Genomic DNA, 24,711 nt, shown 5'->3' with positions numbered 1-24,711 from the left:
TCTAATTTATTTTCAATACCATTTGCTGATGGATAATTCCTGTTTTTTGTGATGGATACTTATCTCCATTGGCTACAAAATTAAACTTATTGTAAAATGCAACAGCAGTTTCTCTTGCACTTACTTTAATATTTATCACCTCTTTTTCTTTACTGTATTTTACTAATTCATTTAATATTTTAGCACCTACCCCTTGCTTTTGATGACTCCGCTTAATAGCCATTTGAGATATAATACTTGTTGAATTTTCTATATTCAATCTTCCCGTACCAATAACCTCATCTTGATCTAAACACACTAAATGAATGCCTTTTGATTCAAAACTATCTTGGATTAAATCTGAACTATTCATCATGTTTTTGAAAAACAATGCTTCTCTAATTTTTACAGCTTCTTTGTATAGAAGACCCGTTGTATTGACGTATTTTAATTTAAAAATAGACAACCTACTTTATTTTAGTAAATGCCACTTTATCTTTTAAAGCATTGATTAGAAAATTATCTTCCAAACCATTTACAATCCATGTTTCAATATGAGCATTTTTAGCTACTACTGCGGCTTCTATCTTCGATTCCATACCTCCACTACCATGTGATGATTTAGAATTTACAACCTGTGTTTTGAGAGCTTCTAAATCTTCAACCACTTTAATGGTTTCTAGTTTACCGTTTTCTATAGACGCTTTAGTATAAATCCCATTCGTATTAGTTGCAATTACAAACAAATCTACATCCAATAAAGATGCTGTTAATGCTCCCAGTTTATCGTTATCACCAAATTTAATCTCATCGGTTGCCACCGTATCATTTTCGTTAATAATTGGAATGTAGTTATTATTCACCAGCACATTAATTGTGTTCATGATATTCGTTCTACTATCTTCTTTTTCAAAATCTGAATACGACAATAAACATTGCGAACTCAACAATCCGTACTCTCTAAAAATCTCTTGATAAATACGAATTAAATGCGGCTGCCCAATAGATGCCAAAGCTTGTTTTACAAAAAGCTCTTTTCGCTGACTTTCTAACTTTACAAACTGTTTTGCAACAGCAATAGCACCAGAACTTACAATAATAAATTCGCAGGTATCTTGAAGTTTAGCAATCTGATTTGCCATATCTTCAATCTTACCTCTGGATATATTGTCGGTTTCCTTGGTTAGGGTATTCGATCCAACTTTTAGTAATATGCGCTTTTTTTTCATCCTGTTATTGACAACTACTCGTTCTTTTAAATGCCCATTATGGGTTTATCTTATTTGCCCATTTCCGTGAACATACCATTTATTAGTTACTAAATGCTGTAAGCCAATTGGTCCACGTTGATGTAATTTATCTGTACTAATAGCTAACTCACCACCTAAACCAAACTCAAATCCATCTGTAAAACGCGTTGATGCATTATGATATACAGCGCCACAATCTACTGCCATCATGAAATTATCAGCTGCAGCCTCTGCGGTTGTAACGATTGTTGCAGAATGCCCACCACTATATTTATTAATCATTTCAATTGCAGCTTGCGTATTCGCAATACTACCTATTACTATCTTATAATCTAAAAATTCTTTATACCAAACGGCATCACTTTCAATCTGTTTTACGCTATCTATATCACTAAAAGTTGCATCACCTAAAACTTCAACATTGTGCGCCTCTAAACGTGCTAATAAATCTGCAACAAACTGTTCTCTGTTTGGTAAATCACTATCAATAATAACCTTATCTACCGCATTACACCCAGACACTTTATTTGTTTTAGCGTTTACAACAATATCTAAAGCCATAGACAAATCTGCCTGCTTATGTACGTAAACAAAATTGTTCCCACGCCCACTAACAATAACAGGACATTTTGCGTTTAGCTTAACAAATTCAATTAAACGCTCTCCTCCTCGTGGTACGATTAAATCTAAAGTTTGCGTAGGGTTTTCTAAAAAAGCTTGAGTCTCAGTACGGTTATAATTTAAATACTCCACCCATTCTGTACTCACACCATTAATTTCTAAAGCTTTATGCCAAAGATTTACTATTGCTAAATTAGAGTTTAACGACTCCTTTCCGCCTTTAAGCAAAATTTTATTCCCTGATTTAAAAGCAATACCCCCTGCCTCGATAGTCACATCAGGACGTGATTCGTAAATAATCATTACAGTACCAAAAGACGCCGTACGATTGTATATTTGCATACCATTATCGTGTGTAAAGCGAAATCGTTCTACGCCCACAGGATCTTCTAATTCAGACAACTGACGTAATGATTCTACCATACCGTCAATTTTAGCATCATTCACTTTTAAACGATCACTCATGGCTAAATCACTATCATCATAACTATCCATGTCTATTTTATTAGCATCAAGGATAGTTTGTGCATGAGTCTTCACCAATTCCTTCATGGAATTTAGTACTGCGTTACGCTTATCTATACTTAGTATTTTGTTCATTCTCTTTTATCTTAATATTAGCTTTGTTATAGCCTCTTAAGTTTTAAACCGTTTCTTTTTCTTCGACCTCAGCCAACACCTCAATTAAAGCCTCAAAGAACTGGTTAATATGATCTTTTTTAACGGTTAACGATGGTAAAATTCTTAATAATTTCTTATTAGAAGCTCCACCAGTAAACATTTTATAATCGTAAATTAATTTTTTTCTTAGCTCTCCTACTTCAAAATCAAATTCTAAACCTAACATTAAACCACGACCCTTTATTTTTTTAATCTGCGGGATGGTTTTCGCTAGCTTCATAAAATAATCTGACATCACATTTACATTGTCAATCAAATCTTCTTCCTCAATAGTATTTAAAACTGCTAAACCAGCAGCACAAGCTAAATGGTTTCCGCCAAAAGTAGTACCTAACATCCCATATTTAGACTCAATACTTGGGTGAATTAAAATCCCTCCAATCGGGAAACCATTCCCCATACCTTTTGCTAAAGAAATAATATCTGGTGTTACATCATAATGCTGAAATGCAAAAAATTTACCAGAACGCCCATAACCACACTGTATTTCATCTGCAACAAACATCGTGTTGTTTGCCTTACACAGTTTATCTACTTCTTCAAAAAACTCTTTTGTTCCTTGATCTAAACCACCAACACCTTGAATAAATTCAACTATAACCGCGCAAACATCTCCTTTTTCAAGCTCCATTTTCACACCTTCAATATCATTTAAAGGCAAAATAGTCACCGCTTGTTGTGCATTAATTGGAGCAATAATAGTTGCATTATCGGTTGCTGCTACAGCAGCCGATGTTCGTCCGTGAAAGCCGTTACTAAAAGCAACAACACGTTTCTTTCCTGTTTTAAACGATGCTAATTTTAAAGCATTCTCGTTAGCCTCGGCACCAGAATTACATAAAAATAATTCATAGTCTTTACAACCCGATAAATCTTCTAATTTATCAGCCAGTTGTTTTTGTAACGGATTCTGAATCGCGTTAGAATAAAACCCTAAAGTTTCAACTTGGTTGGTAATTGCCTTCACATAATTAGGATGTGCATGTCCTATAGAAATTACCGCATGCCCTCCGTAAAGGTCTAAATATTCGGCACCCTTGTCATCGTAAACATAAATACCTTTCCCTGAAACAGGGGTTACATTATATAATGGATAAACGTCAAATAATGGCATTTTAACTCTTTTTTAATTGATTAACCTTTTCAAACGAAGTAACAATACCCTGAATTAAAGCCGAACTCAATCCTTGGTGTTCCATCTCGTTTAAACCTTCAATAGTACAACCACTTGGTGTCGTTACTCTATCAATTTCTTGTTCTGGATGTCTTCCAGATTCCTTAAGCAAACTCGCAGAACCAAAACATGTTTGTACTGCCAATTCGTGTGCCTCTTCCGCTTCAAACCCTAACTGAATAGCACCTTGAGTTGTAGCACGCACAAGGCGCATCCAAAACGCTATTCCACTAGCACAAATCACGGTGGCCGCTTGTACTAAATCCTCAGGAATCACCATAGTCGTTCCCAATTGGTTAAAAATCTCCTCAGCCAAAGGTACTTTATCCTGTCCTACCGCATTTGCCGCAATACAAGTCATCGATTTACCAATCGAAATTGCCGTATTTGGCATAATTCGAATAATTTTCTTATCAGCTCCTAAAATATTTTCAATTCTAACCGTATCCACACCTGCCGCAACAGACATTATAATGTGGTCCTTGGTGATTTTTGACTTCACACTTTCCAGAACCCCGTCAATATGTTTTGGTTGTAATGCAAAAAGAATAATATCTGAATGCTCTACCGCCAATTCATTATCGTTAGTCACAAAAACGTTGTCAATACTTTCAAAATTTTTAACTGCTTTCGTATTTCTATCACTTAAATATAATGATGTAAATGACTCATTTTTTATGAGCCCTTTTGCTATCGAGCTTCCTAAATTCCCAGTTCCTATTATGGCTATCTTCATAATTTCTATTTTATTCTATTTTGGCGTTACCCTAAAGGTCGCGCTTTACGTTCCAAGTCCTCGCTCCGGCGTCGCTGTGGGCTATCCACTGCAGTCGCTAACGCACCCACTCATAAACTTTAAAAATATGTCGCTTTCAATCCTAATCCGGTGGTTTCCTCTAAACCAAACATTAAATTCATATTCTGAATGGCCTGTCCAGAAGCCCCTTTCAATAAATTATCAATGGTACTTGTAATTAATAATTTACCATTATGCTTATGTAAATGCACCAAACACTTATTGGTATTTACTACCTGTTTCATATGTAAAAAATCGTCAGACACGAACGTAAATTTAGCGTCTTTATAAAACGACTTGTAAATATCTTTAGCATCTTCAACCGACCCTTCAAAATCAGTATAAATCGTTGCAAAAATCCCTCTCGAAAAATTACCTCTATTTGGCATAAAAATAATTTCAGAAGAAAAATCGGTTTGCAATTGATTTACCGACTGATTTATTTCTCCTAAATGCTGATGCGTAAACGGCTTGTAATACGAAAAGTTATTATCTCTCCACGTATAATGTGTTGTCGCAGATAATGATGTTCCTGCTCCCGTAGCCCCAGTAACTGCATTAATATGCACATCTTTGATAATTAAACTAGCGTCTGCCAATGGCAATAACCCTAATTGAATAGCTGTAGCAAAACATCCTGGATTTGCAATATAATTAGCATTTACAACGGCCTCTTTATTTAATTCTGGCAATCCGTAAACAAAGGTTTTACCTTCAAAAACCTTATCAGCTTCCAATCTAAAATCGTTTCCTAAATCAATAATTTTCGTGCTATCCGAAAACTTATTTGCAGACAAAAACTTAACCGAGTTACCATGACCTAAACATAAAAATAAAACGTCTACATCTGGATTTACTGTATCTGTAAACTTCAAATCTAAAGAACCCACTAAATCTTGATGCACCTTACTAATATTGTTACCTGCGTTAGATGTACTAAACACAAAATCAATCTCCGTTTCAGGATGATTAATTAATAATCTAATTAATTCACCAGCCGTGTAACCTGCCCCTCCTATGATTCCTACTTTTAAACTACTCATCTTTTTTGAAGTATAATTTTGTTATCTGTACAATCGTTTAATTGTTTACCTGTTGATATATTTTATTTTGATTCCCAATAATCTTGATGAATCCTTTAGCATCATCAGCTGTCCATGCTTTATTTTCTTCACCATAAGTACTAAACTTACTAGACATTAAATCATGATCTGAAACAATACCATCTAAAGAAAAATGATACGGTTTTAAGGTCACCACAACATTACCAGAAACCATTTTTTGAGAACTTTGTAAAAACGCTTCGGTATCTCTCATTACTGGATCTAAATATTGTCCTTCATGCAAATGCATCCCATAGAAACTAGATAAATATTCTTTGTGTTGCAACTGCCATTTAGTAAGCGTATGCTTCTCTAATAAGTGATGAGCTTTTACTGTAATTAAAGCAGCTGCAGCTTCAAAACCAACTCTTCCTTTTGTTCCAACAATAGTATCTCCAACATGAATATCTCTACCAATAGCATAAGCAGAAGCGATATCGTTTAACTTTTCAATGTTTACTTCTGGTGCATTTTCTTCTCCATTTAAAGCTACAAATTCACCATTCTTAAATGTTAATGCAACTTTTTCTTCACCTTCTTTTTCTAATTGAGAAGGATAGGCTTCGCTAGGTAAAGGTTTTTCAGACTCTAACGTTTCAACACCACCAACACTAGTTCCCCAAAGTCCTTTATTAACTGAGTATTTAGATTTTTCCCAAGGCATATCAATACCTTCAGATTTTAAATAATCTATTTCTTCTTGTCTTGTTAATTTTTGATCTCTAATTGGCGTAATAATTTTAATATCAGGTGCCAACGTTTGAAAAATCATATCAAAACGCACTTGATCATTTCCTGCTCCAGTACTACCATGTGCAATATACTCCGCATCAATACTTTTTGCGTATTCAATAATTTCAATAGCTTGAATAATACGCTCTGCACTAACAGAAAGTGGATAGGTACTATTTTTTAATACGTTTCCAAATATTAAATATTTGACTACTTTTTGATAAAAAGTTGCTACCGCATCAATATTCTTATAGGTTGAAACACCCATTTTATAGGCGTTACTTTCTATATGCTTAACTTCTTCAGTTGTAAATCCACCTGTATTTACGCTTACCGCATGCACATCATATTCTTTTGACAAACTTACCGCGCAATACGATGTATCTAATCCGCCACTATATGCTATTACTAATTTTTTCATTTGTTCTTTATACTATTTTATTTTTTGAGAATCTTGTTAAATTGTTTAATTTTTGATTCAAAATATACATTAACGTAGTACTTATACATATACTCGTCTCTTAATTTACCTATTTCTTCTAATGTTTCAACTAAAACTGGAGACAGCTCTTTTAAAGTAATGTGCGTCATTCCCAATAACTCGTTATTCTTATGAACCGTAGGTTCTTGAGCAATTGAAATCAGAAAATCTTTTCTAAATCTTTTTGTTAAACAATCCATTAAAAGCAACCCTAAGTTATGGTTTCTATATTTTTTATCAATCCATAATGAAGAACGCTCATAAACCGAATATTTCTGAATAGTATGCCTATGCGCAAATATATGCCCATAAATAACACCATCCTTCATTAAAAGAAAACATCCGTTTTTTAGTCTATCTAGCAACATTCCAACACTTGCATGATACATTGCAGGAAGGTTTTTAGTTCTTTCTGAAATAATCTGCAGCTGGGTTTTAGAAATTTCATGAGCAAAAACTATCTCTATTCCATTATCCTCACAAAAGGCTTTTGCTTTATCTACAACAGTATCTTTTTCTATGTTCAATATTGAATTCATGTTTCAATAATTACTAAACCAATCAAAACAGTATGAGGTTTAGAAAAGCTTTTTCAACTTTTAATTTATACTTAAAAAATAACGAAAAATAGAAAGTGAACCACTTTCTTAAACAGAATAGCCCCTTAGGGGCGAGTTTGAGGAAAGCGCACAACAGCCGTTCTAGTATTTGCTACTAAAACAAAAGAGATAAGAGATATGTTGTTTCCTGTTTCCACTGAATAACTACCTTAACTATTAACTCTAAATCGTCGGCGTGAGCCCCTTTCGTTAATATAAGCGGCAAAATTACAACTTATTATGAATTACACAACATTAAAAACAAATATCTTTTAAAGTTAATGCGGCGTATTTGCTTTTAAATTTCTCTAACCCAAATAATTCTGCAGCACACAAGACTACCAGAATCTTGCAACACAATAAAAGTTTACCATATACCACGTGACTTTGCTCTCCTATCCAAAAGGCTATACCGTAAATTTCAAAATTAAAGACAATAATATATTAATCAATTCCCTTTTTTCCTTCGGTGAACAACACGAGAAGAGTCTTAAAACACTATCTAATTCTTATATTCAAAAGCTCTAGAAGAAACTTCATCAGAAGAAGGAAAGTCATTTGGTAATTTAGTTTTCAATACACGACCTGTTGCAGCCCATTCAACACCTCTAATAAAAAGAGTTATAAATCCAACACACTCAAAAGAGGTTGAATCATGCCCCAATGTGGCATGAAAAACCCTGCCATCACCATAGTTTATAACCATAGCCACGGGCTCCTTTTGCTCTAATTTTGGATCTTTTAAACTAGAAACTGCTGTGGCCAAAACAGTTACATTTTTAGCAGGCCCTCTTAAATAAGCATAGCATTCATCCGAAGCATGCATCCATGAATCTGGCAAACCTTTAGTGATTGGGTGTGTTTTGTTGTATGTCGTTACCAAAAATGGTTCCCGCTTCCCATGTTTACCCGCAGAACCTGGTGAAAAATCTTTATGGGTGTGATTATTTTTATCTACATACAGATAAGGGCCATCTTTCTCAGTTCTTCCTCCCCAACCTCCAACAGCAATCATTTCATTATAGGCCATCCATTTTGGGAAACTATTGTCAGCGGCATGTATACTCACAAATCCACCTCCATTTTTTATATACGCTTCAAAATCAGCCTTAGTTTCATCGGGCCAAGGAGCAGCCTGCCAACCAAAATTAGAAATAACAACATCGTATCCTGAAAAATTTGGCATAAAGCCTTCATCCGTTTTAGGCGGACCATCAACCCCATCCTCAACATTAGCTAAAGAAAGCCAATCTTTAAACTTTTCACTTTTATTTAAAAACCTTGTTCGCGAAATATCTACTTTAAACAACCCAGTTTCTTCCAAGTATTGTTTCATCATTATGGTCGACTTAGGCCAAACCGTATGATTATTCTGTCCGTCTACGATAAGCACTTTAATCTTTCGCTTATTAATTGCCTGACTATTCAAACACATCAAAAAGGTATAGCCTAACAAAAATAACATTACTCTGTATTTCATAAAACGGTTTTTTTATTTCCACAAATCTTCTCCAAAAGACCAACCCGCTCTTACGGGCTCTTTGACATATTGATTAAGCTCAGGTCTATTTTTAACTTCCATATTTGCCGCATCATACTTTATGGTCCCTCCAAAACGCTGAGCCATAACACCAACTAATGCCATTTCTGTTAAACCTGCTGCATAATCAAAATTAGATCCTGGTTTTGTGTTATTTTTGATAGCATCCAACCACTCCTTGTGCGGTTGATTATGCCCTACTCTTGGAATCGTTTTTTCTGGAGCATTTTTAAGAAACTCTGTCCACTCTTCATCTGAAACTAATAACCGTGGTTTTTCTGGTCGAGCACCAGTCATCAGAGTTTTTTTAGAACCAATCATTAACATACCTCCATTAGACTTAAGTTCTTCAATACCCCATTCTGGTCTAATCTCAATATTTGGTTTCTTAAAACCCTCATGCCAAACTAATTTTATGGGCGGTTTATCTCCTCGTTTTTTAAAACTATAGGTTACGGTTGAAGAATCTGGCATAAAACTTTGATGATTAAAACTTTCTTTTGGTATTTCGGCTATAACTTTATGAGGCGCACCAAGATTTAAAGACCAATATGGTGCATCCATGGTATGACATGCCCAATCTCCTAATTGTCCTAAGCCAAAATCATAAAAACCACGCCATGATTTTGGTGCATATGCCGAATTAAATGGTCGATCTGCTACGGGTCCAAGCCATAAGTCCCAATTCAAATTCGAGGGAATATCTTGTTTTGGCGCTGGAAAACTCTCTGGTTTAGTAAAATAAAATCCAGGCTTAAATGTATTTACACCTCGCCATGCATGTACTTCTTTAACATCGCCTAAAACATCGGCATCATACCATTCCTTAATTAATCTAATTCCTTCTGTGGTATGCCCTTGATTACCCATCTGCGAGACAATACCATAATGATTAGCTGCCTTTTTAAGTGTTCTTAATTGCCAAATATTATGCGCTAAAGGCTTTTCAACGTAAACATGTTTCCCCAACTCCATGGCAATCATAGTAGCCAGAAAATGTGTGTGATCTGGTGTTGAAATAATTACAGCATCAATCTCCTTACCCATGCTATCGAACATCTTTCGGAAATCAACAAATTTTCTGGCATTTGGAAAATCAGCAGCTGCTTTCTGTAAAAAGAAATCATCTACATCACACAAAGCAACTATATTATTGGTTTTGGCAACAGCTTTCAAATTATTCCCTCCTTTATGCCCAACACCAATAGCTGCAATATTTAACTTGTTGTTAGGCGAAAAACTTAATAAACTTGGCAAGACCACCACACCAGTCGAAGCCAGAGTTGTCATATTCAAAAAAGACCGTCTTGACATGTTTGTTTTACTCATAGAAAAATACGTTTTTACTCGTTTAGTTCCCTAACCCAAATATTCCGATAACTCACTCGACTATTGTCTCCATGATCTTGAAGTCTTAATGATGCTTTCCCGTGCGCATCATTTTTAGGCCAACCTATATATTCCGTAGTACCTTGTATTTCAAAATGATCTTGAATCAACACACCGTTATGCAACACCGTAATGGTAGCCGATTTAGTTTTTTCTCCCTTATCATCAAACTCAGGAGCATGATAAATAATATCATACGTGTTCCATTCCCCAGAAGGCACAGATGCCTTAGCCAATGGAACAGACTGTTTATAAATTGAACCTACTTGTCCATTTACATAAGTAAGATTGTTATTATTATCTAAGACTTGTACTTCATAACGACCTTGTAAAAACACACCACTATTCCCCCTGTTCTGCCCATTTCTTTGCACTTCCTTAGGAGAACTCCATTCGATATGCAACTGTACGCTTCCAAATTTTTGTTTCGTATTAATATCTCCAGATTTATCTTTAACTGTCATGGAACCGTCATCATTTAACAACCATTCTACAGGTCTACTGTCTTTAGAATGTACCCAACTATTAAAATTAGCGCCATCAAACAATACAATAGCATCACTTGGCACACCATTTTGTCCCGTTGGATTTACAGTTGGAGGCACTGGCTCGTAAAATTCGGTTACCTCAGGTGTTGTAGGTTCTTTTTTAGGGAGGGGGTTCTGAGATTTCTCAAAAACTCCTTCTTTCGCAACTCTTTCACTCCTGTCTTCAAAAAAACTGCATGAACACATCAATAACACCAGTAACAAAGATAAAATACGATTTATCATAATCTTTTTAACTAAAAAAACTGCCAAGTTTTAGATATCTAACAGGACTAAAAATTCTATATCCCCAAAACACTCTTCAAAAATCCTTCATCAATATCATTACCAGCAAAATCATCAAAACTACTTGTTGCCGCTTCAATAATATGTTTTTTAATAAAAGGAGCTCCTTCTCTTGCTCCTTGTTCAGACGATTTTATGCAACACTCCCATTCCATAACTGCCCAAGCATCAATACCATATTTGGTCAGTTTTGAAAATATCCCGGTAAAATCTACTTGTCCGTCTCCTAAACTTCTAAATCTACCAGCACGATCTTTCCAATCAGAATAACCCCCATAAACGCCTTGGCGACCAGTTGGGTTAAACTCAGCATCCTTCACATGAAACGCTCTAATGCGCTCATGATAAATATCTATAAACGATAAATAATCCAACTGCTGTAATACATAATGACTCGGGTCGTACAAAATATTAGCACGATTATGATTTCCTGTAGCTTCCAAAAAACGTTCATAAGAAACCCCATCATGTAAATCTTCACCTGGATGAATTTCATAACATACATCTACACCTTGTTCATCAAAATGATTTAAAATGGGCAACCAACGCTTAGCTAATTCTTTAAATCCCATTTCCACCAATCCACTTGGGCGTTGCGGCCAAGGATACATGGTATGCCACATTAACGCTCCCGAAAATGTTGCATGTGCCTTCAACCCTAATCGTGCACTTGCAGTACCCGATTTTTTAACAAAATCTATCGCCCATTCCGTTCTGGCCTTAGGATTATTTCTAACATGCTCTGGCGCAAAACCATCAAACATAGTATCGTAAGCTGGATTTACAGCCACTAATTGCCCCTGTAAATGCGTCGATAATTCAGTAATCTCCAAGCCATACGAATTCACTTTCCCTTTCAATTCATCACAATACGTCTGACTCTCAGCAGCCTTTTCAACATCTATCAAACTCAATTCCCACGTTGGAATTTGAATCCCTTTATATCCTAAATCAGCCGCCCATTTACACATCCCATCTAAAGAATTAAATGGCGCTTCGCTTCCAGTAAATTGTGCTAAGAACACAGCTGGTCCTTTTATTGTTTTCATTCGTTAAATTTTATTATTTCAAAACAGGTTATATGTAATTAATTCTATTCTATAACTCTAACCAAACGTTACCTTTTTTATGAGACTCTACACATTTTTCAATAAATTTCATTCCTCTCACACCATCATTTATGTTTGGATATTCTCCGGCATCATAATCCAAACCTCTAATTGCCTTAGCTACCCCAAAATAAATATTTCCCATAGAATCAAATATACCCTCTGGATGTCCTGGAGGTAATTTTGTACCGTCTAAGGACACTTCTCCATTATATGCATGTCCTGGCTTTAAAATTTGTACTGGCTTATCATCTGTTAAATGATATAAAAAATTAGGGTTTTCTTGCTCCCAATTAAAACCGCCTTTAGTACCATATATTTTAACCGCAAGTCCGTTTTCTTCACCTGTTGCAATTTGACTTGAACGAATAACACCTTTAACATGTTTTGAAAAGCGAATTAGCACAGTACCATCTACATCTAATTGATTATCGTCGTAACGCGTATTAAGATCAGCCAAAACCGTCTTCACTTCTTGTCCTGTCAAATACTCTGCCATGTTAAATGCGTGTGTTCCTATATCACCGACACAACTACTTATCCCAGCTTTTTTGGGATCTAATCTCCAAATGGTTTTTCTTAACTCTTTATCTAATAGTATAGGATTTATCCAACCTTGGTAATATTGAATATCTACTTTATGAACTTCTCCAATGACTCCAGAATGAATCATCTCACGCATTTGTCTAACTATAGGATAACCAGTATATGTATAGGTTACAGCAAAAACAGTTTTAGACTTTTCAAGTGCAGCCTCAAGTATGTGAGCTTCATCTAAAGTAGTAGTTAATGGTTTTTCACATATTACATGAAATCCATTTTCAATGAGTTTTTTTGCCATTGGAAAATGCAAAAAATTTGGAGTCAAAACAGAAACTACCTGAATTCGCTCTTCTTTCGGAAGCCTTACCTCCTCCTTTACAAACGTATCAAAATCACTATATATCCTATCTGTTCTCATGCCTATTTCCTCAGCAAAACCTATATTTTCTTCAAAATTTGGATTAAACACGCCTCCAACAATTTCATATTGATCATGCATTGCAGAAGCTACTCTGTGCAATACGCCTATAAGAGAATCTCCACCTCCTCCTAAAACACCTAACTTAATTTTTTGTGCCATTTTTATTTATTTTTTTTCTATCAATCCTTTTTACTTGTACTTTATAAGTTAAACCCTATTAGCTTCTAATTTTTTGCGTTGTGTATATAAGATGCCAAAAAGAACAACTAACACCATTGGAAAAATAGCAATATTGCTCAACGTTTCTTGACCTGCTATCAATTCCGCTTGTTCGACAGAAGCTCCCGCATCCAATGCTGTTGATTTTGCTTTATCTAGCCAAGACCCTATTACAGGTTGCCAAATACTGGTTGCAAACATACCTGCACCCCCAACTAAAGACATCCCTAGAGCTCCTGTTTTCGGAATGTACTCACTCACAAAACCTATCATAGTTGGCCAGAAATAACATACACCAATAGCAAATAAAATAGCCGAAACATAAACCATTCCGCCAGTAGCGGTACTCATCATATAAATAGCTATTGCTGCTATTATAGCTGAACCCAATAATACTCCAGGAGGATTTAGCTTATGAATAACCGGACCTGCAAAGTAACGCCCAACAGCCATTAAACCAGTTACCATAGCTAGTATTAACATAGGACTAGCCCCCGTATTCCCAAGTATTTTTTCTACCCATTGTTGTGTTCCTAATTCTGTTGTTGCTGTTAATGTCATACAAATGGCTATAAAAATAAAAAGAGGAGACAACAAACTCTTTATATTCATTTTCGTATCTGATATAATATTTTCGTTTTTTGGAAAAGCTTGTCCAAAGAATAAGAACCCGTATAATAGTGTTGGAATCAACATGATTCCTATTTGTATTTGCCACCCCATATCCAAATCAGTCATAAACTTTGAAGCCAAAGCACCAATTACAATTCCACCTGGAAACCATACATGAAACTTATTTAACATGGTTGTTCTATTATCAGTATACATATTTGCTATTAACGGATTACAAGCAGCTTCTACAGAACCATTTGCAAAACCAATAAAAAATGTAGAAATAAGCAATGTCCAAAACCCACCCGCAAATATCGTTAAGAGCAATCCTAATAAATGAGAAACAAATGCTACCATCATTAATTTACGCGGGCCTACTGAATTATAAACTAATCCTCCAAAAATTGTAGCAATAGGAAAACCTAAAAAAGCCATACTGTTTACCCATCCCAACTCCGTATCAGATAATTGGAAATCCACACCTAATTGTCCCAATATTCCTGCACGTATTGCAAAAGTCATTGCTGTTACAATTAGCGAAATACATGCCGCCAAAAACAATCTGTTTTTATTAATATTCTCCATAATATGTTTTAATTATTTAAATTTAAGATAGTTGTTTTCCAACTTTAGTTAGTAAATCTCTCGTTGCTTTTATTCCTGCCGCTTCAGTCATACCATGACCTTCAAATTCAATACCTACAAAACCTTTGTAGCCGACATCTTTTACCATTTTCATCACTTTCAAGTAGTCTATCGTAGTTTCATTTCCTTCAACATCAAAATCATAAGATTTTGCACTTACCGCTTTTGCAAAAGGCAACAATTCTTTCATACCTTTATATTTATCATATGCTTCTAAACAATTGCGATCTTTATCCTTTTTGATACAAAAGTTCCCAAAGTCCGGTAGGGTTCCACAATTTTCATTTTTAATTTGAGAAAACACTTTAGTCATCCATTCCCCGTTTGACGAAAACCCTCCATGATTCTCAACTAAAACATTAATATTTGAACCTTTTGCAAATTCTGACAATTTAGTTAATGAATCTACACCAGCTTTAACAGCATCTGCTTTATCAATTCCTCCTGCAAGATTTACTCTAATAGCATGACAGCCTAAAAAATGCGCAGCTTCCACCCATTTAAAGTGGTTTTTAACAGCCTTTAATCGCTTCTTATTATCGACATCGGCCATATTTCCTTCTCCGTCAACCATGATTAATACATTTTGCTGACCTTCAGAATTTGCTCGCACATTCATCTCTTTTAAATATGCCATATCCTTAGCCTTATTTTTAAAAAAACCATTAACATATTCTATACCCTCACAACCAAAACTTCTGGCCTTTGCTGCAAAATCTAAATGATCCATAACACCACTTTGAAGAGAGCGATGAAAAGACCATTGTGCTAAAGAAATTTTGAAAAAAAACTCATTTGAAAACACATCTTCTTCTAATATTCGATTTTTTTCAAAACCGTTAAACGCGCATAAACCCAAAGCTGAAAAAGCCAAACTACTTTGAGACGCTTTTAAAATAAAATCTCTACGTTTCATATCTAGAATCTATTTGATTATGGAGATATGCGAAAATATTGAAATAAAAGGCATTCACTGTTTATTTTTATTCAGTGAAAAAAATTAAACAAATTTACACTCCAGGGTAAGCACAAATATTTTTACTCACATGAAACCTGCTACGATATTCATTTGGAGACGATTTTTCATGCTTTTTAAATACCGTAGAAAAATATTGACTTGTAGTAAACCCACACGTATACGCTACCTCGCTAATGGTTAATTTAGGATGCTCCAGAAGAATTTTTTTTGCCATTTCTAAACGCCGAATATTAAGATACCGCATGGGTGTTAAATTAGTCAATTGCTTACAATGATATGTAAAGCGGGTTAATCCAACTCCGGCAGATTGTGCCATTTTTTCAATTGTCCAATTCTCCGAAAGATTTTCTTCCAATTCTTTTAAAAAATACTGCACACTTCTTGAACTGTCAGTTAACGATTCATTTAAAACAATATTTTCAGTCTTCAACCCATCTAAAATTAATATCAATAAATAATTAATCAACAATCGAATCCGAGAAGCATTGCTACCATTTTCATCTGTATTTATAGCAATATTTATCCGTTTAAAACAGTCCCTAACTCGCTGTCCGGTTTTTAAAATAGATTTTTCATTATGCCTTAGCATTGTTGTTAATTGAGACAAATCATCTTTAGTCAAAGTAACCCAATCTGGCCAAACCCATTCTTGATGAGGTCGCCGAACCTCTAAATCAATAATAACCCAATAAAATTTACCCATCCCAATATTGGGATTTCCAACTTTATGAGCTTCCCAAGGCCTTGTAATTGTAAGATGATTTGGAGTAAGTTCTACTTCTTTACCCTCCTGTGAATAAGGCATCGTTCCTGATTCCAAAAAATGAAATTCAATACCTTCATTTCTGTGCCAATCCAAACCCCAATCTTGAGGCTCGCTAGCATCCCAGTAACCAATGCTATTCAAGCCCAATGTATTTTGATCTAATCGCTCGCCAGGATAGGTATGACGAGCTAAAGCTTTAAACTTCAATTTTTTTCTATACACTGCATCTATTAAAGGCAAACATGTATCTGCATGATACACAACCCCATCAGCCTCATATGGCTTTATTCCCTGTATATTTGTTTTCACTGAAATATTTTAAACACTTATAAGATGCAAAATAGCTATTTTTCCATTTAATAGAAAAAAAAACATTATTTTCTATTTTTTCAACAAAACTAAACATTAAATATTATCATATCCTTAATAGATATTTCACTTTTAAATGAATAATGACACTTTAACAGAATATCCTACAAAATATGATGCCATTGTAATTGGCACAGGTATTAGTGGTGGATGGGCAGCAAAAGAACTCTGCGAAAACGGGCTAAAAACTTTAGTACTAGAACGTGGAAGAATGGTAAAACATATTGAAGATTACCCAACCATGTACATGGATCCTTGGGATTTCAAACATCGGGAAAAGCAAAACCCTGATGATTTAAAAAATCAAAAAAGACAAAGCAGCCTTTGGAACGGTGCTCTAACAGGTCCTGCCTCCAAACACTGGTTTGTTGATGATTTAAAACACCCTTATAATGAAACAAAAAAGTTTTTATGGCTTCGAGGGTATCATGTAGGAGGGCGATCTATTATGTGGGGAAAACAGTCCTATAGATTAAGTGACTTAGATTTTGAAGCCAACAAAAAAGATGGGCATGGTGTTGATTGGCCAATACGCTATAAAGATATCGCTCCTTGGTACGACAAGGTTGAGGAATTTATAGGGGTCTCGGGTGAAAACCTAGGACTTCCTCAGTTACCAGACGGTAAGCTTTCTGATCCTATGGAATTAAACTGTGTAGAAAAAGATTTAAAAGAAAAACTACAAGGCAAGTTTGATGACAATCGCTTACTTACCATTGGTAGAGCAGCACATTTAACTGGTAATGCCATACATGAAGGACGATCAAACTGTCAGTACAGAAATAGATGTGTAAGAGGTTGCCCTTTTGGAGGATATTTTAGCAGCAACTCCTCAACGCTTCCAGCAGCCGAAAGAACTGGAAACATGCATTTAAGACCTAATTCTATTGCATACGAAATTGTTTACGACGATGCTTCGGGTTTAGCTACTGGTGTGAAAGTTATAGATTCAGAAACCAAAGAAAAAATATTTTTTAAAGCAGATATTATTTTTAATTGTGCCTCGGCCATAGCTTCTGCTGCTATTTTAATGCAATCGAAATCTGAACGATTTCCTAATGGTTTAGGTAACGATAGCGGTGAATTAGGACACAATGTAATGGATCATCACTACCAAGTAGGTGCTTCAGCAGAAGTTGAAGGATTTGATGACAAATATTATAAAGGCAACCGCCCGAATGGATTCTATATTCCTAGATTCAGAAACTTAGGAGATCATACTACCGAAGCAAAAGGTTTTATTCGTGGGTATGGTTATCAAGGGGGTGCAAGACGTGGCAATTGGAAATCTGCTGTAAAAGAATTAAGCTTCGGCAAAGATCTAAAAGAAAAAATACTCAAGCCAGGTACTTGGAGTATTGGCATGGGAGCCTTTGGCGAATGTTTACCTTATCATGAAAACAAGATTTCATTAAACTATGAGAAACTTGATGAATGGGGGTTACCAACTATTGACTTCGATGTTGAATACAAAGAGAATGAATTAAAAATGCGTGATGATATGATGAATCAAGCTATTACCATGTTAAAATCAGCAGGATATAAAAATGTGCAAGGCCATAAAGCAGAAGCTATTCCAGGAACAGGTATTCATGAAATGGGAACAGCGCGTATGGGACACGACCCAAAAACATCAGTACTCAACAAAAACAACCAAATACATACCGTGCCTAATGTTTATCTTACCGATGGAGCCTGTATGACCTCTTCTGCTTGCCAAAACCCTTCGCTTACCTACATGGCGCTTACGGCTAGAGCGGCAAATCACGCTGCAGAAATGTTTAAAAAGAATAAAAGCCTTTAAATTATGAATAGAAGAGATGCTTTAAAAAACTTAACTATGGGGCTAGGCTATACTGTAGCCACTCCCACAATAATGAATCTATTCGCATCGTGCAAAGCCGAGACAAATGATTGGACACCTTTATTCTTATCTGAAGATGAGAAACTAATGGTTACCAACTTAGTAGATATTATAATACCTCCTTCAGATACACCTGGAGCTTTAGATGTAAATATTCCGCAATTTTTAGATTTAATGTATCACGATATAGAAATAGTTTCAAATCAAGATACTTTCAAGGAAGGTGCTAAGCAATTCGCTAATAATTTTAAAAAATCATTAGGAAAGGAAGCCTCGGAAGGAACCCGTGAAGATTACGAAACTTTAGTTTCTAAGTATTTTAATCTTTCTGATAAAGATTCGGAGGAGATTTTAAAAAGTCAAAGAAAAAATAATGTAACTCCTGATGAACTAGAATCTTATAATCTTTATAAATTTTTGCTATCTGTGCGGTATTATACTATTTTCGGATATTGTACTTCTGAAAAAATTGGAGAAGAAGTGTTAGCATACGACCCTATCCCGGGGTCATATAATGGATGTGTATCTTTAAAAGAAATATCAAACAACCGAGCTTGGTCGTTATAAAACTATGAGAGAGACTTATGATGCTATAGTAATAGGAACTGGTATTACCGGTGGTTGGGCGGCTAAAGAACTTTGCGAAAACGGACTTAAAACATTAGTGCTAGAACGAGGTAGAATGGTAAAACATATTGAAGACTATCCTACTATGAATTTGGACCCTTGGGACATGAAACTAAGAGGGGAGGTTACGGAAAAAGAAAAATCAAGACAGTTTAAGCAAGCACGAACTGCCTATATAATGAAGGAACCGACGCACCACTGGTTTGTTGATGATATAGACCACCCTTATAACGAAAAGAAAAGTTTCAATTGGATGCGTGGTTATCATGTTGGTGGAAGATCAATAACTTGGGGAAAACAAAGTTATAGACTCAGTGATTTAGATTTTGAAGCCAATATGAAGGACGGTCACGGTGTTGATTGGCCTATAAGATATAAAGATATTGCTCCTTGGTATAGTTATGTTGAAAAATATATCGGTGTTAGTGGAGAGGCCTTGGGCTTACCCCAACTACCTGACAGTGTATTTGAACCTCCGATGGAGCTAAACTGTGTGGAAAAACATTTAAAAGAAGAAATGGCAAAAAACCACAACAGAGTTTTAACCATTGGGAGAGCAGCTCATATAACAGGCAATATTCCGCACGAAGGAAGAGCTAAATGTCAATTTAGAAATAGATGCAGCAGAGGATGTCCTTATGGTGGATATTTTAGCAGTAATGCATCTACATTACCCGCAGCAGAGCGAACAGGGAACATGACTCTAAGACCACATTCTATTGCCTATGAAATTATTTACGATGCAGACCTTAGGAAAGCAACAGGTGTCAAAATCATAGATTCTGAAACAAAGGAAAAACTTGAATTTAAGGCCGATATTATTTTTTGTTGTGCTTCCGCTATGGCATCGGCATCCATATTACTACAATCTAAGTCAGACAGGTTTCCTAATGGACTAGGTAATGACTCAGGAGAATTAGGTCATAATATCATGGACCATCATCTTGGGGCAGGAGCATCAGGGAAAATTGATGGTTTTGAAGATTTTTATTTTAAAGGTAGAAGACCAAATGGCATTTACATTCCAAGGTTTAGAAACCTAGGAGATAGTACCAGTAAAAACAAAAACTTCCTAAGAGGTTATGGCTACCAAGGTGGAGCAGGAAGAAAAGGCATTTATGAGCATGTTGCTGAATTAGGTTATGGAGCAGAATTTAAAGAAAAAATACTTGAACCCGGGCAATGGAGCATGGGACTTGGTGGCTTTGGAGAATGCTTACCATACCATGAGAATAAAATGACTCTTGACTATGATAAATTGGATCAGTGGGGGTTACCTACCATTACCTTTGACGCGGAATGGAAAGAAAATGAATATGCCATGCGAAAAGACATGACTATCCAAGCAGCTGATATGTTGGAAAAAGCAGGTTTTAAGGATGTTAACATATTTGATAATCCACAGGCCCCAGGTGTAGGAATTCATGAAATGGGTACCGCTAGAATGGGTAGAGATCCCAAAACATCTGTTTTAAACAAAAACAATCAAATTCATGATGTGCCAAATGTATATGTTACCGATGGTGCTTGCATGACTTCATCTGGTTGCCAAAACCCGTCTTTAACCTATATGGCATTAACTGCTAGAGCTGCGAATCATGCCGTAAAACATTTCAAAGCTTTAAAATAATGAATAGACGTAAAGCCTTAAAACAGTTAGGATTAACCATAGGGTATACAGCTATTGTTCCAAGCGCATTAAGTATATTACAAAGTTGTAAATCTGAGACGAAGGTGTGGCAACCTCTTTTCTTTACTCAAAATGAAGGCACTGTCATTAAGCAACTCGTTGATTTAATTCTACCAAAAACCAAGTCTACGCCTGGAGCCCTAGACGTAAATGTTCCCGAATTTATAGATGTTTATGCCTTCAAGGCATATAACTTGAAAAAGAAAGAAACTCTAAAAGAAGGGCTTTCGGCCATTATGAATGAATTAGGTGTATCTGAAAAAGAGGTAAATTCTATTAACCTTGATTCCTATGATAAATTATTGTCAAAATATTTAAGATGTGGCAAGGAAAAACAAAGACAATACACCAAAGGCAAAAACCAAATATTCATGACCTTAATGGACCTTAAAAACCAATCTGTTTGGGCATTCAAAACAAGCGAAGATATAGGGAAGCACGTATTAGCTTACGACCCAATTCCTGGAGTTCAAAAAGGATGCATTAGCGTTCAGGAAGCAACTAACGGTAAAGATTGGTCTCTGTAAATCTATTATATTAAAAAAAATAATTTCATATGAAAAACAAATTCATACTCATAACTCTAATACTTTGCGCCTTTATAGCTTTTTCTTGCAAAGAGAAAAAAGAAAACATTCAACCCAAAATAGTCAAAGAAAATTGGGTAAAATTATTCAATGGGACGAACTTAAATGATTGGATTGTAAAAATTAAAGGACATCCAGCAAGGGAAAATTTTAATAATACATTTATAGCTGAAGATGGTGTTTTAAAGGTAGATTATAGCAAATACAATGATACTTTTAATAATACGTTCGGTCATATTTATTACAAAAATCCATTTTCTAACTATAAATTCAGGATGAAATATAGGTTTACTGGAAATCAACTATCAGATGGTGCGGCATGGGCAAATAGAAATAGCGGTATCATGATTCATTGTGAGGATCCAAATAAAATAGGACTTGATCAAAACTTTCCTGTTTCTATTGAAGTACAGTTGTTAGGTGGCAATGGAACCGACGAACGTGCCACTGGTAATTTATGCACTCCAGGAACACATGTAGAAATTAATAAAATATTACAAACCGATCATTGCATTACCTCAAACTCTGCAACTTATCATGGAGATCAATGGGTAGATATTGAAATTGAGGTACACCATGATTCAATTATTAAACATTTTATTAATGGCAATGAAATAATGAGATATAACAAGCCTGTTTTTGGGGGCAAGGTAGATTTTAACGAAGCTTACTGGAAAGCAAAAGAAGGACAACCTGTTACAGGTGGCTATATTTCTTTACAAAGTGAAAGTCACCCTGTTGAGTTTAAAGACATTGAAATTTTAAAGCTTTAGCAGAAGAAGTAAATTGCGCCGAGACTAGTTAATAAAAAAGCACATATTTAAATATGTGCTTTTTTATTATTGAAAGAATGATAAATTATTCAACAATAAATTTCCCTTTCATTAATGCATAATGCCCTGGAAAACTACATAAAAAATCATAAGTCCCCTTTTCTGGAGCATCAAACTCAACGACCGCCGTTTCTCCTCCTCCTATTGTTTTAGTATACGCAATCACATCTTCAGTTCCTGTTGGAATATAACCATTGTCTTTCTCGGTAGCTGCCTTATTCCCAAATGCCATAATATCAACACCTTGTTTTAATAGCACAAAATTATGCCCCATAACATTTTTATCCATTTTTCCGATATGTTTTAAAGTCACTTTAACCTTTTGACCCGCCTTAACTTTAATCTCTTTCTTATTAAATTGCATCATATCGTTACTTGTAATAACAACATCATTAGGGTTACTCTTTACTTCCTTCGCAACTTCAGATTTCTTTTCATATGAAAAACCTTCACTTTTCTTTGCTTTTTTATCTCCACAACTAGAAGCAAAAACGACTAAACACGACAAAACTATTAACTTAAATACATTCATTTTTTCAAAAATTTATATGTAAAAATACTCAATAATGAATTATAAAATATAATCAGTACTAATGAAATTTGAAGTTTTCTGATTCAATAACTCTTCTAAAATAGCATTATTATAGTCATTCGCTTTTGAAGCGACAAAAGTTCTTATAGAAAATGAACGCAAAGCATCATGCACGCTTAAAGTTCCAAAGGCAGAATCTTTTCTTCCTGTAAACGGATACACGTCTGGTCCTCGTTGACATGAGCTGTTTAAATTTACACGACACACTAAATTCACCAAAGTATCAATTAATGGTGATAGCGTGTGTATGTTCTTACCAAACAGACTCACTTGCTGCCCGTAATTAGACTCGGCCATATCGTCAAGAGGCTCTTCAATATCCGAAAACGAAACAACAGGTATAACAGGACCAAATTGCTCTTCCTTAAATACCCGCATATCTTTTGTTACCGGATACAAAACTGCAGGGAAAATAAAATTATCATTAGTTTGCCCTCCTTTTTTGTTTAATATTTTAGCTCCTTTTTCTTTAGCATCATCAATTAGTTCCTGAATATAAGCAGGTTTATCTTCCTCTGGTAGCGGTGTTAATTTTACATCAGTCTCCCAAGGGTTTCCAAATTTAAGTTGATCTGCCTTGAACGCAAATCGTCTATTAAACTCCTCAACAACCGATTCATGAACATATAGCACCTTAAGCGCTGTACATCGTTGCCCATTAAAAGATAACGTTCCTGCAATACATTCTTCAACAGCCAAATCCAAATCCGCATCCGGTAAAACAATAGCAGGATTTTTAGCTTCTAATCCTAAAACCATCCTTAATCGATTTCCTTTAGGGTGCTGCGCTTGAAGTGCATTCGCAGATTTACTATTACCTATTAAAGCTAAAACGTCAATTTTTCCAGATTTCATAATGGGGGTAGCCAACACCCTTCCTCGACCATAAACAATATTTACTACGCCTTCGGGAAAACTACTTTGAAAAGCTTCCAATAATGGAGAGATTAATAAAACACCTAACTTCGCTGGTTTGAATATAACAGGATTCCCCATAATCAATGCAGGAATTAGCAAGGTAAATGTTTCATTTAAAGGATAATTATATGGTCCTAAGCATAAAACTACCCCGAGTGGACCTCTCCTAATATGAGCATAAACACCTGAGTTTTTCTCAAATTTAGCAGAATCTCTATCTATTTGCTTATACGCTTCAATGGTATCATAAATGTAATCTACCGTTCTATCGAATTCTTTTTCCGAGTCTGGTAAATTCTTACCTATTTCCCACATAAGTAGCTTTACAACTTCTTCACGCTTTGTCTTCATTTGCTCAACAAAGGTTTCCATACATGCAATTCTATCTCCAACTTTCATAGTAGGCCATAAACCTTTGCCATTGTCGTAGGCCAAAGTAGCAGAATCCAGAACCTCTAAAGCTTCCTTTTCCCCTAATTGCGGGATAGTTCCTAAAAGCGTTTGTTTGTATTCTAAAGTAGACGAAATTGTTGAAAAGACCTCGGCGGTATCTCCTTCCCAATTTCTCAGTTCTCCATTTACAAGGTATGTTTTTTGATGTAAAAGTGATTTAATTTGATAAGTTTCCGGAATTTCTACAAATGAATTTTTCATAAAACTATATAGTAATACTAAAATCAAACTTAATAGAATGATTTTAGTCTAATTAAATTATATCATCCAAATTAATTAAAATAACTATAATTTAGTAGAGGTATT

The 24,711-nt window shown here is 35.2% G+C and carries 23 protein-coding genes; 5 read left to right on the top strand and 18 right to left on the bottom strand.

Annotated elements, in window-relative coordinates; genetic code table 11:
• Nucleotide 1: 1 nt before the first annotated feature.
• From Q0857_RS05380 to Q0857_RS05305, 16 genes are all read right to left on the bottom strand, one after another.
• Entirely contained in the window at nucleotides 2–445 is a 444-nt protein-coding gene (locus Q0857_RS05380; RefSeq protein ID WP_298532883.1) for a GNAT family N-acetyltransferase, read from the bottom strand.
• A 1-nt stretch (nucleotide 446) separates the two neighbouring features.
• Nucleotides 447–1,208, bottom strand: coding sequence for a glutamate 5-kinase (gene proB, locus Q0857_RS05375; protein ID WP_298532882.1), 762 nt, complete (start codon nucleotides 1,206–1,208; stop codon nucleotides 447–449).
• A 45-nt stretch (nucleotides 1,209–1,253) separates the two neighbouring features.
• Nucleotides 1,254–2,450 carry a glutamate-5-semialdehyde dehydrogenase gene (locus Q0857_RS05370; RefSeq protein WP_298532880.1) on the bottom strand — a complete coding sequence of 399 codons (1,197 nt, stop codon included), beginning with the start codon at nucleotides 2,448–2,450 and terminating at the stop codon, nucleotides 1,254–1,256.
• A 43-nt stretch (nucleotides 2,451–2,493) separates the two neighbouring features.
• Nucleotides 2,494–3,645, bottom strand: a complete 1,152-nt coding sequence (locus Q0857_RS05365) for an aminotransferase class III-fold pyridoxal phosphate-dependent enzyme (protein ID WP_298532878.1) — start codon at nucleotides 3,643–3,645, stop codon at nucleotides 2,494–2,496.
• 1 nt (nucleotide 3,646) lies between these two features.
• Complete coding sequence (gene proC / locus Q0857_RS05360; protein WP_298532877.1) at nucleotides 3,647–4,441, bottom strand: pyrroline-5-carboxylate reductase; 795 nt, start codon at nucleotides 4,439–4,441, stop codon at nucleotides 3,647–3,649.
• Between the two features lie 119 nt (nucleotides 4,442–4,560).
• On the bottom strand, nucleotides 4,561–5,544 hold the full coding sequence (gene argC, locus Q0857_RS05355) for an N-acetyl-gamma-glutamyl-phosphate reductase (RefSeq protein WP_298532876.1): 984 nt from the start codon (nucleotides 5,542–5,544) through the stop codon (nucleotides 4,561–4,563).
• A 37-nt stretch (nucleotides 5,545–5,581) separates the two neighbouring features.
• Nucleotides 5,582–6,757: an argininosuccinate synthase domain-containing protein gene (locus Q0857_RS05350; protein ID WP_298532875.1), complete on the bottom strand. Its 1,176-nt coding sequence runs from the start codon at nucleotides 6,755–6,757 to the stop codon at nucleotides 5,582–5,584.
• A gap of 17 nt (nucleotides 6,758–6,774) precedes the next feature.
• On the bottom strand, nucleotides 6,775–7,356 hold the full coding sequence (locus tag Q0857_RS05345; protein WP_298532874.1) for a GNAT family N-acetyltransferase: 582 nt from the start codon (nucleotides 7,354–7,356) through the stop codon (nucleotides 6,775–6,777).
• A 562-nt stretch (nucleotides 7,357–7,918) separates the two neighbouring features.
• Entirely contained in the window at nucleotides 7,919–8,896 is a 978-nt protein-coding gene (locus Q0857_RS05340; protein ID WP_298532873.1) for a ThuA domain-containing protein, read from the bottom strand.
• 12 nt (nucleotides 8,897–8,908) lie between these two features.
• Nucleotides 8,909–10,285, bottom strand: coding sequence for a Gfo/Idh/MocA family oxidoreductase (locus Q0857_RS05335; RefSeq protein ID WP_298532872.1), 1,377 nt, complete (start codon nucleotides 10,283–10,285; stop codon nucleotides 8,909–8,911).
• Between the two features lie 14 nt (nucleotides 10,286–10,299).
• A complete protein-coding gene (locus tag Q0857_RS05330) occupies nucleotides 10,300–11,118 on the bottom strand; it encodes a DUF1080 domain-containing protein (protein WP_298532871.1) in 819 nt (272 codons plus the stop codon).
• 56 nt (nucleotides 11,119–11,174) lie between these two features.
• Nucleotides 11,175–12,227 carry a sugar phosphate isomerase/epimerase gene (locus Q0857_RS05325; RefSeq protein ID WP_298532870.1) on the bottom strand — a complete coding sequence of 351 codons (1,053 nt, stop codon included), beginning with the start codon at nucleotides 12,225–12,227 and terminating at the stop codon, nucleotides 11,175–11,177.
• Nucleotides 12,228–12,276: 49 nt separating this feature from the next.
• Nucleotides 12,277–13,410, bottom strand: coding sequence for a Gfo/Idh/MocA family oxidoreductase (locus Q0857_RS05320; RefSeq protein WP_298532869.1), 1,134 nt, complete (start codon nucleotides 13,408–13,410; stop codon nucleotides 12,277–12,279).
• A 48-nt stretch (nucleotides 13,411–13,458) separates the two neighbouring features.
• Nucleotides 13,459–14,667, bottom strand: coding sequence for a sugar MFS transporter (locus Q0857_RS05315; protein WP_298532868.1), 1,209 nt, complete (start codon nucleotides 14,665–14,667; stop codon nucleotides 13,459–13,461).
• Nucleotides 14,668–14,689: 22 nt separating this feature from the next.
• Nucleotides 14,690–15,643 (bottom strand): TIM barrel protein, encoded by a 954-nt coding sequence (locus tag Q0857_RS05310; protein WP_298532867.1) that lies wholly within the window; start codon nucleotides 15,641–15,643, stop codon nucleotides 14,690–14,692.
• Nucleotides 15,644–15,737: 94 nt separating this feature from the next.
• Nucleotides 15,738–16,781, bottom strand: a complete 1,044-nt coding sequence (locus tag Q0857_RS05305; RefSeq protein ID WP_298532866.1) for an AraC family transcriptional regulator — start codon at nucleotides 16,779–16,781, stop codon at nucleotides 15,738–15,740.
• 136 nt (nucleotides 16,782–16,917) lie between these two features.
• Between Q0857_RS05305 and Q0857_RS05300 the strand changes: the two genes are divergently transcribed.
• Genes Q0857_RS05300 through Q0857_RS05280 form a run of 5 tightly spaced genes read left to right on the top strand, consistent with a single transcriptional unit; the run spans nucleotide 16,918 to nucleotide 22,382 of the window.
• Nucleotides 16,918–18,645 carry a GMC oxidoreductase gene (locus Q0857_RS05300; RefSeq protein ID WP_298532865.1) on the top strand — a complete coding sequence of 576 codons (1,728 nt, stop codon included), beginning with the start codon at nucleotides 16,918–16,920 and terminating at the stop codon, nucleotides 18,643–18,645.
• 3 nt (nucleotides 18,646–18,648) lie between these two features.
• Complete coding sequence (locus tag Q0857_RS05295) at nucleotides 18,649–19,272, top strand: gluconate 2-dehydrogenase subunit 3 family protein (RefSeq protein WP_298532864.1); 624 nt, start codon at nucleotides 18,649–18,651, stop codon at nucleotides 19,270–19,272.
• A 4-nt stretch (nucleotides 19,273–19,276) separates the two neighbouring features.
• Nucleotides 19,277–20,962 (top strand): GMC oxidoreductase, encoded by a 1,686-nt coding sequence (locus tag Q0857_RS05290; RefSeq protein WP_298532863.1) that lies wholly within the window; start codon nucleotides 19,277–19,279, stop codon nucleotides 20,960–20,962.
• Complete coding sequence (locus Q0857_RS05285; RefSeq protein WP_298532862.1) at nucleotides 20,962–21,549, top strand: gluconate 2-dehydrogenase subunit 3 family protein; 588 nt, start codon at nucleotides 20,962–20,964, stop codon at nucleotides 21,547–21,549. Before Q0857_RS05290 ends, Q0857_RS05285 begins: the two co-directional genes overlap by 1 nt.
• 29 nt (nucleotides 21,550–21,578) lie before the next feature.
• A complete protein-coding gene (locus Q0857_RS05280; RefSeq protein WP_298532861.1) occupies nucleotides 21,579–22,382 on the top strand; it encodes a DUF1080 domain-containing protein in 804 nt (267 codons plus the stop codon).
• 85 nt (nucleotides 22,383–22,467) lie between these two features.
• Here Q0857_RS05280 and azu read toward each other — a convergent pair whose 3' ends face one another.
• Together azu and Q0857_RS05270 are read right to left on the bottom strand one after the other, a co-directional pair.
• Nucleotides 22,468–22,974 (bottom strand): azurin, encoded by a 507-nt coding sequence (gene azu, locus Q0857_RS05275; protein WP_298532860.1) that lies wholly within the window; start codon nucleotides 22,972–22,974, stop codon nucleotides 22,468–22,470.
• 39 nt (nucleotides 22,975–23,013) lie between these two features.
• A complete protein-coding gene (locus Q0857_RS05270) occupies nucleotides 23,014–24,606 on the bottom strand; it encodes an NADP-dependent glyceraldehyde-3-phosphate dehydrogenase (RefSeq protein ID WP_298532859.1) in 1,593 nt (530 codons plus the stop codon).
• Nucleotides 24,607–24,711 lie beyond the last annotated feature (105 nt).

The organism is uncultured Algibacter sp. (genome assembly GCF_947495925.1).
GTDB lineage: Bacteria > Bacteroidota > Bacteroidia > Flavobacteriales > Flavobacteriaceae > Algibacter_E.
Note: the sequence above shows the minus strand (reverse complement) of the source record. Positions and strands in the feature narration are given on the sequence as shown.

What these genes read in the sequence shown, in the direction of transcription:
- Q0857_RS05320 (WP_298532869.1), bottom strand. Translation starts at nt 13,410, where the DNA reads ATGGCACAAAAAATTAAGTTAGGTGTTTTAGGAGGAGGTGGAGATTCT.
- argC (WP_298532876.1), bottom strand. Translation starts at nt 5,544, where the DNA reads ATGAGTAGTTTAAAAGTAGGAATCATAGGAGGGGCAGGTTACACGGCT.
- Q0857_RS05300 (WP_298532865.1), top strand. Translation starts at nt 16,918, where the DNA reads ATGAATAATGACACTTTAACAGAATATCCTACAAAATATGATGCCATT.
- Q0857_RS05340 (WP_298532873.1), bottom strand. Translation starts at nt 8,896, where the DNA reads ATGAAATACAGAGTAATGTTATTTTTGTTAGGCTATACCTTTTTGATG.
- Q0857_RS05350 (WP_298532875.1), bottom strand. Translation starts at nt 6,757, where the DNA reads ATGAAAAAATTAGTAATAGCATATAGTGGCGGATTAGATACATCGTAT.
- Q0857_RS05325 (WP_298532870.1), bottom strand. Translation starts at nt 12,227, where the DNA reads ATGAAAACAATAAAAGGACCAGCTGTGTTCTTAGCACAATTTACTGGA.
- Q0857_RS05335 (WP_298532872.1), bottom strand. Translation starts at nt 10,285, where the DNA reads ATGAGTAAAACAAACATGTCAAGACGGTCTTTTTTGAATATGACAACT.
- proB (WP_298532882.1), bottom strand. Translation starts at nt 1,208, where the DNA reads ATGAAAAAAAAGCGCATATTACTAAAAGTTGGATCGAATACCCTAACC.
- Q0857_RS05310 (WP_298532867.1), bottom strand. Translation starts at nt 15,643, where the DNA reads ATGAAACGTAGAGATTTTATTTTAAAAGCGTCTCAAAGTAGTTTGGCT.
- Q0857_RS05370 (WP_298532880.1), bottom strand. Translation starts at nt 2,450, where the DNA reads ATGAACAAAATACTAAGTATAGATAAGCGTAACGCAGTACTAAATTCC.
- Q0857_RS05285 (WP_298532862.1), top strand. Translation starts at nt 20,962, where the DNA reads ATGAATAGACGTAAAGCCTTAAAACAGTTAGGATTAACCATAGGGTAT.
- azu (WP_298532860.1), bottom strand. Translation starts at nt 22,974, where the DNA reads ATGAATGTATTTAAGTTAATAGTTTTGTCGTGTTTAGTCGTTTTTGCT.
- Q0857_RS05290 (WP_298532863.1), top strand. Translation starts at nt 19,277, where the DNA reads ATGAGAGAGACTTATGATGCTATAGTAATAGGAACTGGTATTACCGGT.
- Q0857_RS05365 (WP_298532878.1), bottom strand. Translation starts at nt 3,645, where the DNA reads ATGCCATTATTTGACGTTTATCCATTATATAATGTAACCCCTGTTTCA.
- Q0857_RS05280 (WP_298532861.1), top strand. Translation starts at nt 21,579, where the DNA reads ATGAAAAACAAATTCATACTCATAACTCTAATACTTTGCGCCTTTATA.
- Q0857_RS05330 (WP_298532871.1), bottom strand. Translation starts at nt 11,118, where the DNA reads ATGATAAATCGTATTTTATCTTTGTTACTGGTGTTATTGATGTGTTCA.
- Q0857_RS05315 (WP_298532868.1), bottom strand. Translation starts at nt 14,667, where the DNA reads ATGGAGAATATTAATAAAAACAGATTGTTTTTGGCGGCATGTATTTCG.
- Q0857_RS05345 (WP_298532874.1), bottom strand. Translation starts at nt 7,356, where the DNA reads ATGAATTCAATATTGAACATAGAAAAAGATACTGTTGTAGATAAAGCA.
- proC (WP_298532877.1), bottom strand. Translation starts at nt 4,441, where the DNA reads ATGAAGATAGCCATAATAGGAACTGGGAATTTAGGAAGCTCGATAGCA.
- Q0857_RS05295 (WP_298532864.1), top strand. Translation starts at nt 18,649, where the DNA reads ATGAATAGAAGAGATGCTTTAAAAAACTTAACTATGGGGCTAGGCTAT.
- Q0857_RS05270 (WP_298532859.1), bottom strand. Translation starts at nt 24,606, where the DNA reads ATGAAAAATTCATTTGTAGAAATTCCGGAAACTTATCAAATTAAATCA.